The sequence below is a fragment of the Dactylosporangium sp. NPDC049525 genome, from assembly GCF_040676755.1.
Lineage (GTDB): Bacteria > Actinomycetota > Actinomycetes > Mycobacteriales > Micromonosporaceae > Dactylosporangium.
Window position 1 is genome coordinate 156,125 of sequence record NZ_JBFAPO010000006.1, and the last position, 13,426, is coordinate 169,550.

Sequence of the window (13,426 nt, forward strand, 5' to 3'; positions counted from 1 at the left end):
AGGATACCAACTCGCCACCAGTCATCGGGCCAGCTGGATGTGCCGTCTCCGGCACAACCGCGCCGCGGCGGCGTGGATAGGGTCGGTGGATGCGCGTCGAGGAGCTGCTGGCGTTGGACCGGGCCCACGTCTGGCACCCGTACGGGCCGATGCCCGGGCGCAGCGCCCCGCTCGTCGCGGCGTCCGCGCAGGGTGTCCGGATCCGTCTCGCCGAGCCGTTCGAGGGTCAGCACGAGCTGGTCGACGGGATGGCGTCGTGGTGGTCGGCGATCCATGGGTACCGGCACCCGGTCCTCGACGCGGCCGCGGCCGAGCAGCTCGGCCGGATGAGCCACGTGATGTTCGGCGGCTTCACCCACGAGCCCGCGGTCTCCCTGGCGGCACGGCTGGTCGAGCTGACCCCGCAGCCGCTGCGGCACGTGTTCTTCAGCGACTCCGGGTCGGTGTCGGTCGAGGTCGCGGTCAAGATGTGCCTGCAGTACCAGCGCTCGCTGGGCCGCCCGGCGAAGCGCCGCCTGTTGACCTGGCGCGGGGGGTACCACGGCGACACCTTCCACCCGATGTCGGTGTGCGACCCCGACGGCGGCATGCACAACCTGTGGTCCGGGGTGCTGCCGGCGCAGGTGTTCGCGCCGGAACCGCCGGCCGCGTTCGATCCCGCCTATGCTGCGGCGCTCACGGCCCTCATCCACGAGCACGCGCATGAGCTCGCGGCGGTCATCGTCGAGCCGGTCGTGCAGGGCGCCGGCGGGATGCGCTTCCACGCGCCGGAATACCTGCGGGTGCTGCGGGAGGCGACCCGCGCCGCCGGCGTCCTGCTGATCTTCGACGAGATCGCCACCGGGTTCGGCCGCACCGGCGCGCTGTTCGCCGCGGACCACGCCGGCGTGAGCCCCGACGTCATGTGCCTCGGCAAGGCGCTCACCGGTGGTTACCTGACCCTGGCCGCGACCCTGTGCACCGCCGAGGTCGCCGACGGCATCTCGCAGGGCGGCGTGCCGGTCCTCGCGCACGGCCCCACGTTCATGGCCAACCCCCTCGCGTGCGCGGTCGCTGGGGCGTCGGTCGACCTGCTCCTGGCCGGGGACTGGCAGGGCGACGTCAAACGGATCGAGACCGTGCTCCGCGCCGGCCTGGAGGAGGCGCGCGGCCTGCCGGGCGTCGCCGACGTGCGGGTCCTCGGCGGGATCGGGGTCGTGCAGCTCGACCACGAGGTCGACGTGGCCGCCGCGACCCGGGCGGCCGCCGCGCACGGGGTGTGGCTGCGGCCGTTCCGGGACCTGATCTACACGATGCCGCCGTACGTGACGACCGCCGACGAGCTGTCCATGATCTCGTCGGCGGTCGTCGCGGCGGCTGCCGCGGGCTGAGCCGTTACCGGCCCTGCAGCGACTTCACGTTGTCGCCGAAGGTCCAGTTCTTCGAGCCGTCCCAGTTGATCGACCAGGTCATCAGGCCCTTGAGCTGGGTGTTGTACGCCTGCGACACCAGCGACGGGGTCATGTAGCCGCCACCCGCGCCGGACTGGGCGGGCAGGCCCGGGACCTGCTTGTCGTAGGGCACCCGGATCGTGACGCCCTGGATGGTCAGGCCGCTGTTGAGGCAGTTCGTCTGCACCTGGAAGCCCTGCACGGTGCCGGCCGAGTAGGAGTCACCCGCGCACCCGTACATGCTGCCGTTGTAGTACTGCATGTTGAGCCACCAGAGCCGGCCGTTGTCCACGTACTTCTTGATGATCGGCAGGTAGGAGCCCCAGATCGAGCCGTAGGTGACGCTGCCGCCGGTCACGTACGCCGTCTCCGGCGCCATCGTGAGGCCGAAGTTCGACGGCATCTGCGCGAGCACCCCGTCGATGATCCGGATCAGGTTCGCCTGCGACGTCGACAGCGTGCTGATGTTGCCGCTGCCGGTCAGCCCGGTCTCGATGTCGATGTCGATGCCGTCGAAGTTGTACGTCCGCAGGATCGGCACGATCGTCGCGACGAACCGGTCCGCGACCGCGCTGGAGCTCAGGTCGATGCCGGCCGCGGCACCACCGATCGACATCAGGATCGTCGCGCCGGCCGCCTTCGCCGCGCACATCTCAGCGGGCGTGGACACCTTGACGCCGGCGTCCATGCCGTTCTCCCACAGCACGGTGCCGTCGGACCGGATCACCGGAAACGCCGCGTTGATCACGTTGTAGCCGTGCTGCTTGATCCGCGCGTCGGTGATCGGGATCCAGCCGAGCCCCGGGTGGACGCCGTTGGACGCGCCGTCCCAGTTCTCCCAGTACCCCTGCAGCACCTTTCCGCCGGGCCGCGACTTCACCGCGCAGGTGTTGCCACCCGGCGGCGTCGACGTGGAGGGGCTGGAGCTCGGGGTGCGGCTCGGGCTCGGGCTGGTGCTCGGGGTGCGGCTCGGGCTCACGCTCGGCGACGGGCTCGCCGTGCGCGACGGCGACGCGCTGGGCGTGCCGCCGGTGCAGGCGCCGAGGTCCTTCCACAGCGAGGGGGTGGCGGCGGGGTTCCAGCCGGCACCGACGTACGCGGTGTGGGTGACAAGGGCCTGGTACAGCTTGCCGCCGTAGGTGACCTGCGTCCCCGCGGTGTACGTGTTGCCCTCCGCCCAGCCGGGCGCCGAGCACGTGACGGCCGCTGCGGCGTTGCTGGCCGCCTCCGCCTGCGTGACGGTGGCCATCACCAGACCCGCCACGAGCGTCACCGCCGCGCCGGCGATCAGGGCAAATGTTCGACGTTGCGCTCTCATTGGCGAGCCCTCCACATCGATGGAATCGATGGGCAGGGAGCGTATCAGTTAAGTTTCTTTCACAAAAGAAGTACCTCTATGTGCGCAGGTCGTGGCGTTGCGCTGTTAACCCTTCTTTAAGAACCGTCACGCAGACGGGCCGGCTGGCCCGTCGCGGCCCGGGGCGGAAGACGGCGAAGACACCGTGGATTTGTGTCCACTTCCTGAGCGGTTCTGTTGATTTCCGTGTGACATCGTTAGCATGCGCATCAACATTTGCCGATCCCTGACCGCCAACCAGGGTCGGTCTCCGTCCGCCAAGGAGAACCCTCATGCCCGCAACACGCCACCGGCGGAGGCTGCTCACCGCGGCCCTCGCCGCGCTGCTCGGCCTCGGGACGGCGATGTCCGCCGCACCGCCGGCCGCGGCCGCGCCCGCCCAGCCCGCACCGCTGAACACGCCGTGGACCAGCCAGGCGCTCACCGGCCAGCCGCTGCCGGAGTACCCACGCCCGCAGATGACCCGGCCCGACTGGCTCAACCTCAACGGTGAGTGGCAGCTGCGCCAGTCGACCACCAACGACAACCCCGTCTTCGGCCAGACCCTGCCGGAGCGGGTCAACGTCCCGTTCCCCGTGGAGTCGGCGCTCTCCGGGATCAAGCGGCCCGCGAACGACAACCGGCTGTACCTGTTCTACCGGCGCACCTTCACGGTGCCGGCCGGCTGGGCCGGGCGGCGCGTCCAGCTGCACTTCGGCGCGGTCGACTGGCAGGCCACCGTGTGGGTCAACGGGGTGCAGGTCGGCGGGCACACCGGCGGCTACGACCGCTTCGAGTTCGACATCACGCCGCAGCTCAACGGGGGCACCAACGAGCTGATCGTGCGGGCCTACGACCCGACGGACACCCCCGGGCTGAACATCGCCCGGGGCAAGCAGGTGCGCAACCCGGGCGGCATCATGTACACGCCGTCGTCCGGGATCTGGCAGACCGTGTGGATGGAGCCGACGCCGACGTCGTCGATCTTCAGCGCCGACCTGTACCCCAACCTCGCCAACAACACGCTGCGGGTCCGGGTCTTCACGCGGGGCGACGTCACCGGGCACTCCGTGCTCGCCGAGGCGCTCGACGGCACGACCGTGGTCGGCACCGCGACCGGTGGTTTCACCGAGTTCAGCGTCCCGGTGCCCAACGCGCGCCGCTGGTCGCCGGACGATCCGTTCCTGTACAACCTGCGGCTCTCGCTGCGCAACGGCGCCGGCGCGACCGTCGACCAGACCATGCACTACTTCGGCATGCGGGAGGTCGGCAAGGCCGTGGTCAACGGCCGGCTGGTGCCGACGCTCAACGGGCAGTTCGTGCTCCAGACCGGCGTGCTCGACCAGGGTTTCTGGCCCGACGGGCTCTACACGGCGCCGACCGACGCGGCCCTGGCCGGGGATCTGCAGAAGATCAAGGACCTCGGGTTCAACATGGTCCGCAAGCACATCAAGGTCGAGCCGCAGCGCTGGTTCTACCACGCGGACCGGCTCGGGCTGCTGGTGTGGCAGGACATGCCGAGCATGGGCGAGGCGCCCGGCACCGCGGCGCAGCACGCGCAGTGGGAGACCGAGGTCGGCCAGATCGTCGACGAGCACCGGTCGTCACCGGCGGTGATCGTGTACGTGCCGTTCAACGAGGGCTGGGGCGAGTGGAACCTCGCCGACACGACCCGGGTCGTGCAGAACGTCAAGAACCAGGACCCGACCCGCCTGGTCAACCCGCACAGCGGCTACAACTGCTGCTCGTCCAAGGGTGACCCCGGCAACGGCGACATCCAGGACTGGCACTGGTACGTCGGCCCGAACTCCCCCACCCCGACGAGCACCCGCACCGCGGTCCTCGGCGAGTACGGCGGGCTTGGCGTGCGCTCGGCCGGCCACGAGTACAGCCCGAACGGCGGGTTCTTCATCTACGAGACGCACCCGAACGGCACGTCGGCGACCGACCGGTTCGTGAGCCTCCAGCAGCAGGCGCTCGGCCTGATCTACACGCGAGGGCTCGCCGGGCTGGTCTACACGCAGCCCTTCGACGTCGAGGGCGAGGTCAACGGCTTCTGGACCTATGACCGGCAGGTGCTGAAGTTCGACCAGACGAAGGTCCGCAACGCCAACCAGCAGCTCATCGCCGCGTCGAAGCGGCTCAACACGGCGGGCCCGCCGCCCGGGCGCAACATCACCGGTCCGGGCGGCAAGTGCGTGGACGTCGCGTCGGACGACAGCGGCGGCAACGGCGCCGCGGTCCAGCTGTGGGACTGCCAGCTCAACGCCGTCGACCAGCGCTGGTCGTGGGACGGCAGCGCGCTGCGCACCCTCGGCCGCTGTCTGGACGCGACCGGCAACGGTACCGCCAACGGCACGCTGATCCAGTTGTGGGACTGCAACGGCGGCGGCGCGCAGCAGTGGGTGCCGCAGACCAACGGCTCGCTGCGCAACCCGCAGTCGGGCCGCTGCCTGGACTCCCCGAGCGGCTCGACCGCCAACGGCGCCAGGCTGCAGCTGTGGGACTGCAACGGCAGCGGCGCGCAGGGCTTCCGCCTCGGCGGCGGCTCGCCGGGCGCGACGTTCGTCAACGGCCCGGCCGGCCAGTGCGTCGACGTCGCCGCCGACGACACCGGGGGCAACGGCGCCGCCGTGCAGCTGTGGGGCTGCCAGCCGCACGCCGTGGACCAGCACTGGGCGTGGGACGGCACGGCGCTGCGCACGCTGAACCGGTGCCTGGACGCGACCGGCAACGGCACCGCCAACGGCACCCTGATCGAACTGTGGGACTGCAACGGCGGCGGCGCCCAGCAATGGGTGCCGCAGGCCGACGGCTCGCTGCGCAACCCGCAGTCGGGCCGCTGCCTGGACTCGCCGAACGGCTCCGTCGACAACGGCGCCCGGCTCCAGCTGTGGGACTGCAACGGCAGCGCCGCGCAGACGTTCCTCAAGCAGTAACCAGCGGCGCGGGGGCCGCGAGCTGCGGCCCCCGCGAACCGCGATTTGTCAAGAGTTGACAAAACTCGATATGGGCGCGAATCTCCGTATGGACGTCCGCACCCCGCCCCATCAAATCCAGCCCCATCAAGGCGCCGCCCCGCCAGGCGCGCTCGTGTCACCCACCTCGGCATATCGACAGGTGGTGATGGCTCGCGTGCTGACAACGTTGACAACGCTGGTGGTGGGCGGCGGCGAGACAACCCTCACCGAAACGGCAGGTTGCCGCATGACCATCCGCCACCCCCGCAGAACACCCCGCAGACGCACCTGGTTCGCGGCGGCCGCCCTCGTCGCCGGCCTGATCGGCGCCACCGTGTTCACCGAGCCCGCGTCCGCCGCCGCCGGCGACTGGTCGACCGGCTTCGAGTCCGGCGAACCGCAGCCGACCTGGACCAACAGCGTCGAGAACAGTAACGGCATCGGCGGTTACTGCTGCGCACTGACCGGTATGGAGAGCACCCCGGGCACCGGGACGGCCCACGGCGGGACGACCGCGCTGCTGTACTCCGGCAACGACCTGAGCGCGACGACGTCCTTCTCGTACAACCGGGTCTTCGATGTCGACATCCCGGTCGGTGCGGCCAGCACGCTGTCCTACTGGGTGTACCCCCAGTCCGGCGGCCACCTCGACGTCGCCGTCGACCTGATGTTCACCGACGGCACCAACCTGCGCGACTCCGGCGCGGTGGACCAGTACGGCGTCCGGGTCCACCCGACGTTCCAGGGCAACGGCTCGACCCTCGGCTTCGACCGCTGGAACTTCGTCACGTCGAACATCGGCGCGGTCCGGGCCGGCAAGACGATCGACCGGATCATGGTCGCCTACGACCAGCCGCTCAACACCGGGCTGTTCCGCGGCTGGTTCGACGACATCCAGATCCGCGCCGACGGCGGCACTGCCGGCCGGCTGTCGGACTACGTCGACACCCGGCGCGGCTCCAACTCGACGTTCAGCTACTCGCGCGGCAACACGTTCCCCGGCACCACGGTCCCCAACGGCTTCAACTTCTGGACGCCGGTGACCAACGGCAACAGCGACGGCTGGCTGTACGAGTACTCCAAGACGACCGTGCAGGGCTTCGCGATCAGCCACCAGCCGAGCCCGTGGATCGGCGACTACGCGCAGCTGCAGGTCATGCCGATGACCGGCGCGGTGAAGTCGACGCCGGACGCGCGCAAGTCGAACTTCAGCCACGCCAACGAAGTCGCCAAGGCGCACTACTACAAGACCCAGCTCGACACGTACGGGATCACCGCGGAGATCGCGCCGACCGACCACGCCGGCGTGATGCGCTTCCGCTTCCCGTCCGCCGCCGAGTCGGTGATCCTGTTCGACACCGTCGACAGCGCCAGCGGCTCGCTGACGGTTAACACCGGCGCGCAGACCATCTCCGGCTCGATCAACCACCGCGGCCAGCAGATGTACGTCTCCGCGACGGTGGACAAGGCGATCGCCGCGTCCGGGACGATCACCGGGCAGGGCGCGACCAGCTGGATCCGCTTCGCGACCGCCGCCAACGAGCAGGTGACCCTGAAGATCGGCACCTCGTTTATCAGCGTCGCCCAGGCCGCCGCGAACCTCAGCCAGGAGGTCGGCTCGAAGAGCTTCGACACGGTCCGCGAGGACGCCGCGACGCTGTGGGACAACACGCTCGGCAAGGTCCGCATCGAGGGCGCCACCAGCGACAGCCAGACCACGTTCTACTCGAACATGTACCGGTCGTTCATGTACCCGAACAACCGCTCGGAGATGGTCGGCGGGGTCCGCAAGTACCAGAGCCCCTACGACAACACGCTGCACGACGGCCAGATGTACGTGAACAACGGCTTCTGGGACACGTCCCGGGCGGTGTGGCCGCTGTACACGCTGCTCGCGCCGACGAAGACCGGCGAGATGCTCGACGGGATCGTCAACGCGTACAAGAACTTCGGCTGGACGCCGCGCTGGACCGGGCCGGGATCGATCGACATCATGGTCGGCACCAACCAGGACCTGGCGTTCGCCGACGCGTACATGAAGGGCGTGCGCAACTTCGACTACCAGGCGGCGTACGCGTCGATGGTGAAGAACGCGAGCACCTATTCGGGCGCCGGCAACAAGGGACGCAAGGGCATCCAGACGTCGGTGTTCAAGGGGTACGTGGCGACCGACGTCCTCGGTGAGTCGGCGGCGTGGACGCTGGAGGACGCGGCCAACAACTTCGGCATCGCGCAGATGGGGCAGGCGCTCGGATACACCGAGGACGCGGCGTACTTCCGCAACCAGGCCCTCGACTACACGAACCTGTTCTCGCAGTCGGTCGGCTTCTTCCGCGGCAAGCAGAGCAACGGCTCGTGGCGCACCACCGACGCGAACTTCAAGCCCAACGAGTGGGGCTGCGAGTTCACCGAGGGCGCGCCGTGGCACTACGCGACCGCGGCGCCGCAGGACCCGAACGGCATGGCCAACCTCTACGGCGGCAAGGCCCAGCTGTCCGCGAAGATCGACGCGGTGCTCGCCGCGCCGCGGGACTTCCTGCCCGGCTGCTACGGCGGGACGATCCACGAGATGTCCGAGGCGTACGACACGAACATGGGCCAGTACGCGCACTCCAACGAGCCCATCCACCACATGCTGTACATGTACAACTACGCCGGCACCCCGGCGAAGACGCAGAACCAGGTCCGGCGCGTGCTGACCACCCTGTACAACTCGGGCGCCGGCACCGGCAACGGCTACCTCGGCGACGAGGACAACGGTGAGATGTCGGCCTGGTACGTCTTCTCCGCGGCGGGCTTCTACCCGGCGCGGATGGGCTCGACCGACTACACGATCGGCGCGCCGCTGCACCCGAAGACCACGCTGACCCTGGAGAACGGCAAGATCTTCACGGTCAACGCGCCCGGCGTCAGCGACACCAACCGGTACATCCAGAGCGCCACCCTCAACGGCGTCACCTACACGAAGAACTACCTGACCCACGCCGACCTCACCGCCGGCGGCACGCTCAGCTTCGTGATGGGCCCGAACCCGTCGTCGTGGGGCACCGGCGCCTCGGACATCCCGGGTTCGATGACCACCGGTACCGCGGCACCGGTGCAGCTCAAGGACCGGGCCACCGGCAGCACCGTCACCGCCACGGCGGAGAACGGCACCGCCGAGGGCCGCGCCATGCTCGTCGACGACACGTCGATGACGAAGTGGCTGGCGTTCGCGACCACGGCCACGATCACCTGCCAGCTGACGGCGTCGGCGACGCTCAAGCAGTACACGCTGACGTCCGCCGACGACGTGCCGGGCCGCGACCCGAAGAACTGGGTCGTGCAGGGCTCCAACGACGGCGTCACCTGGACGACGGTCGACACCCGCACCAACATCGACTTCGTCGACCGGCGGCAGACCAGGGCCTTCGTCATCCCGAACACGACCAGCTACAGCCGCTACCGGATCCAGGTGACCGCCAACCACGGCGCCGCCGAGACCCAGCTGGCGGAGTTCGAACTGCTCGCCTGACGGTGCAGCTGCAGGAGGGCGGTCACCGTGTGACGGTGGCCGCCCTTCACCGCATCCGGGACGGGCTCAGCCGGTCCTCGATCAGCGCGGCGAGGTCGGTGGTCTCGTCGTCGTGCCGCACTGCGAACCGGTGCCCGCCGTCGCGCGCGGTTTCCAGCAGGACGTCGACGCCGACCGGGTTGGCCACGCACGTCAGCCGCACCGGCCCGGCGACGTCCGGGGCCATGCAGTCGAACCACTGCAGGAACGGGTCGCTCTGGCGCACGCCGGGCACCGCGCCCTGGCGCACCTCACTGTGCGGGAAGGTCCAGCCGAGCCGCCGCAGCGCGTCCAGCACCCGCCACTGCCCGGGCGTCGGGTGCACGGTCACCGGGGTCACGCCGACGTCGCGGGTCTCCCCTTCGACGGTGATCGTGGTCCGCAGGCGCACCGAGACCGCCGGCAGGTGCCCGCCCGCGAGCTGCGTGAACGGCGTCTCCCACGGCAGCGGCTGCTCGAACGGAATCGACCGGCTCCGCCCCGCCGCGAGGGTGAACCCCGCGGACACCTGGCACCGCAGGAAGTCGACCTCGACGCCGCTGACGACGGTCATGAGCGTCACGGTGACCCCGTCGACGGCTTTGGCGTGGCGCGCCCCGCTGAGGTGGACGTGCCCCGCGGCCATCGTCCCCGGCCGCACTCCGCGCTCGTCGAGCATCGCCGATCCGAACATTCGATGCTCCTCGCACGTGCCGTGACAGAATCCGACACTAGCACGTGCCACTGTATGGTTCCTCGACCGAACGCCCGATCATGCCAGCTCAGCACCTTGCGCAACGGCCATCACTGAAGAGCGCGCCCACCGACGCATTTGAGGGGGTGTGGGTGGAGCGAAGCTCCCCCGCTGGGGAGCGGAGCGAAGCGAGCGCGAGAACGCGGAAACCTCAACGGCAAGAGGCCCCCGCCGCAAAGCAGGGGCCTCTCAGGTTGTAGCGGGGACAGGATTTGAACCTGCGACCTCTGGGTTATGAGCCCAGCGAGCTACCGAGCTGCTCCACCCCGCGTCGGCTTGTTCAGATTAGCGCACGTGTGTCATGAGTTCCAAATCGCTTACGGGTGACCGTGTTCGGCGTCACGCCGGTGGTGCGGAGGCGCCGCCGCACCGGGGTGCGGCGGCGCCTCCGTCGATCAACCGGACGGGGCCGGTGAGACCGTCACCGATGGCGACGGATTGGCACTCGTCGACGTGCTGGGTTGCGGGCTCGGTGAGGCGCTCGTCGACGGGGACGGCGTCGCCGCCTTCACCGCCGCCTCATAGCGCCCGATCGCGTCCTGCAGCGCCTTGAGCGCCCGGCCGTACGCCTCGGGGTCGCCCGAGATCTGCGCGGCCTTCAGGTCGGCGAGCGCCTTGTTCATGGCGGCGATCGCCTCCTGTACCTGCGGCGAACCGCCCTGGCTGCCCGTCTGCGGGGTGCCCGGGTCCGTGTTGTCACCGGAGCCGGGCACGGGTGCCTGCCCCGTCGCCTGTTTCACCAGCTCGGCCAGGCCGTCGGCCAGGTTGTTGGCGTAGGCCTTGTAGTTCGGGCCGTAGGCGACCAGGACCTTCTGCAGCGTCGGGAACGTCTTGTCGCTCTTCGTCCGCAGATAGATCGGCTCGACGTACAACATGCCCTCGGCCACCGGCAGGGTGAGCAGGTTGCCGTAGATGACCTCGGAGTTGTTCGAGCTGAACTGGGTGATCTCGCGTCTGGCCTCGGCGATGCCGGTCATGGCGCTGTGCATCTGCGCCGGGCCGAGGGTCGCCGTGTCCGGTGGCAGCTCCAGGATCTCGAACACGGGTTTGCCGTCGACGTACGACGCGGACATCAGCGCCGCCAGGTTGCCCCGGCTGCGGGGTGCCAGCGCGGTGGTGAGCTGGAACCGGGACTGATCCTGGTTGGGCAGCTTGGCCACGATGTAGTACGGCGGCTGGTCCGCGGTCGGGTTCGCCGGGTTCTTCGGCACCTCCCAGAAGTCCTGACCGGAGAAGAAGCCGTTCGGCGTGGTGACGTGGAAGCGGCTGAGCAGGTCACGCTGGACCTTGAACTGGTCCTCCGGGTAGCGCAGGTGATCCATCAGCGACGGCGTGATGGCCGAGCGCGGCTTGACCAGCTTGTTGCCGAACGCCTTGTTCCACGCCTTCAGGATCGGGTCGGTCTCGTCGAACGCGTAGAGGCTGACCTCGCCGGTGTACGCGTCGACGGTCGCCTTCACCGAGTTGCGCAGGTAGGACACGTCCTGGCGCGGCTCGGGGAACATCCGGCTGTTGGTCGAGGAGTCCTGGATCGCGGTGTTCCAGTCGATGCGCTGCGCGTACGGGTACGTCGCCGACGTGGTGTAGCCGTCGACGATCCACTGGATCCTGCCGTCGACGACCGCCGGGTACGGGTCGCTGTCCAGCGTCAGGAACGGTGCGATCTTGCGGACCCGGTCCTCGGGGTCACGCACGTACAGCACCTTCGAGTTGTCGTTGAAGACGCCCGAGAGCAGGAAGTTCGTCTCGCGGAAGTAGGCGGCGTAGAGCAGCCGGCGCCAGTACGAGCCGACCTTGACCCCGCCGGAGCCGTCGTAGCTGGAGTACTGGTCGCCGGTGTTGCCGGTGGGCCGGTCGAACTCTGCACCCGCGCCGCCGACGGACCGGCCGGTGATCGCGTAGACCTCGCCCATCTGCTCGCCGTAGTAGATCCGCGGCTCCTTGACCGGGATCAGGTCGGTCGACGACGCGCACTGCTGGCCCTGGTCGCCGACCGGCTTGGTCTGCTCGGTGAGGAAGCCGGAGACGTAGAACGGCTGCCCGTTGCAGACGACCTGGTTGGCCGGCGCCGCGACGAACCCGAACCCGTGGGTGTAGACCGAGTGCCGGTTCTGCCAGTTGTTCTGCTGCAGCTGCGCGTAGTTGATCTCACGGACGCCGACGACGTAGTCCTGCGTCTTGCCGCCGAGGGTGTACCGGTCGATGTCGAGCTTTGGGTTGAACTCGTAGAAGCCGCGGACCTGCTGCTGCTGCGTGTACGTCTCGCCGACGACGGTCGGGTCGAGCAGGCGGATGCTGGTGACCGTCTCGTCGACCGACGGCAGGTTGGTCGGTGGTTTCTCCGCTTTCGACGCATATGGTTTGACCTGGACGGTGTTCAACCCATAAGCCAGCCTCGTGGCGTCGATGCTGCGCTGGAAGTACTCGGCCTCCTTCTGCAGCTGGCTCGGCTTCACCGTGAACGACTGCACCGCGGCCGGGTAGATGCCGCCGACCGCGACCGCGGACAGCGCCAGCAGGCCCAGCGACAGTCCCGGCCAGACGAGGTTGCGCATGAACGCGTTGGAGAACACCAGGATCGCGATCGCCACGACGATCGAGATCCAGGCGAGGATCTCCTTCGCCGGCAGCAGCGCGTTGACGTTGGTGTAGCCGGCGCCGTACAGGTCCTGGGTGGGGAACTTGTCCAGCAGCAGCCCCCGCCGGTCCAGGTAGTACGCCGCGGCCTTGAGCAGCACGAACGTGGCGACCAGCGCGGTCAGGTGGGCGCGCGCCGCGGTCGTCATCCGCTCGCCGGCGCCCTGCAACCGCACCCCGCCGAACAGGTAGTGCAGGGCGAGGGCACCCAGCAGTGAGAAGACCACCGCGGTGAAGGCGACGCCCAGCACGTACCGCCAGAACGGGTATTCGAACACGTAGAAGCTCAGGTCGACGTGGAACTGCGCGTCGGTCTGCCCGAACGGCGTGCTGTTGCTGAACAGCAGCCACTCCTGCCAGTGCCCCTGCGCGGACAGCCCGGAGAACAGCCCGATGAGCCCGGCGACGGCGACGACCCAGATCGTCATGTGCGGCAGCAGGAAGAGCCGGTAACGGTCCAGCGCGTGCTGCTCGGCGGAGTGCGGCCGCAGCAGCGGACGGGTCCGGTATGCCAGGTAGAGGTTGCCGGCGATGACGAGCCCGACCGCGGCCCCGAAGATCAGGAACATCCACAGGCGGGTCGTGAGCACCGTCGAGAAGACGCCGGTGTATTTGACCTCGGAGAACCACAGATAGTCGGCCCAGGCCCCGACGACCCGGTCGAAGAGGGTGAAGAGCAGGAAGACGACCGCCAGCACGACGATCGTGACCCGACCGCGTCGGCTCACCCTGGTCATCGGATTACGCATTACCACGGTCGGCTCCGCCCGTTCGCGT

General features: G+C 69.2%; 6 protein-coding genes and 1 tRNA gene. 3 read left to right on the forward strand and 4 right to left on the reverse strand.

What is annotated here, in order from left to right:
- The first annotated feature begins 89 nt into the window (after positions 1-89).
- A complete protein-coding gene (locus tag AB0K00_RS12605) occupies positions 90-1,370 on the forward strand; it encodes an adenosylmethionine--8-amino-7-oxononanoate transaminase (RefSeq protein ID WP_363519346.1) in 1,281 nt (426 codons plus the stop codon).
- Positions 1,371-1,374: 4 nt separating this feature from the next.
- Here the strand turns inward: AB0K00_RS12605 and AB0K00_RS12610 are convergent, their stop codons facing one another.
- Positions 1,375-2,748, reverse strand: coding sequence for a glycosyl hydrolase family 18 protein (locus tag AB0K00_RS12610; RefSeq protein ID WP_363519349.1), 1,374 nt, complete (start codon positions 2,746-2,748; stop codon positions 1,375-1,377).
- A 311-nt stretch (positions 2,749-3,059) separates the two neighbouring features.
- Between AB0K00_RS12610 and AB0K00_RS12615 the strand changes: the two genes are divergently transcribed.
- Both AB0K00_RS12615 and AB0K00_RS12620 read left to right on the forward strand, forming a co-directional pair.
- Positions 3,060-5,705 (forward strand): ricin-type beta-trefoil lectin domain protein, encoded by a 2,646-nt coding sequence (locus tag AB0K00_RS12615; RefSeq protein ID WP_363519351.1) that lies wholly within the window; start codon positions 3,060-3,062, stop codon positions 5,703-5,705.
- 268 nt (positions 5,706-5,973) lie between these two features.
- Positions 5,974-9,240, forward strand: a complete 3,267-nt coding sequence (locus tag AB0K00_RS12620) for a GH92 family glycosyl hydrolase (RefSeq protein WP_363519354.1) — start codon at positions 5,974-5,976, stop codon at positions 9,238-9,240.
- Positions 9,241-9,286: 46 nt separating this feature from the next.
- On the opposite strand, the gene AB0K00_RS12625 is transcribed toward AB0K00_RS12620, so the two are convergent.
- The 3 genes from AB0K00_RS12625 to AB0K00_RS12635 all read right to left on the reverse strand — a co-directional run bounded on the left by AB0K00_RS12625 (position 9,287) and on the right by AB0K00_RS12635 (position 13,386).
- Positions 9,287-9,952, reverse strand: a complete 666-nt coding sequence (locus AB0K00_RS12625; RefSeq protein WP_363519357.1) for a sporulation protein — start codon at positions 9,950-9,952, stop codon at positions 9,287-9,289.
- A 257-nt stretch (positions 9,953-10,209) separates the two neighbouring features.
- A tRNA-Met gene (locus AB0K00_RS12630) sits at positions 10,210-10,283 on the reverse strand.
- A gap of 124 nt (positions 10,284-10,407) precedes the next feature.
- On the reverse strand, positions 10,408-13,386 hold the full coding sequence (locus AB0K00_RS12635; protein ID WP_363519360.1) for a UPF0182 family protein: 2,979 nt from the start codon (positions 13,384-13,386) through the stop codon (positions 10,408-10,410).
- Between the last annotated feature and the right edge of the window lie 40 nt (positions 13,387-13,426).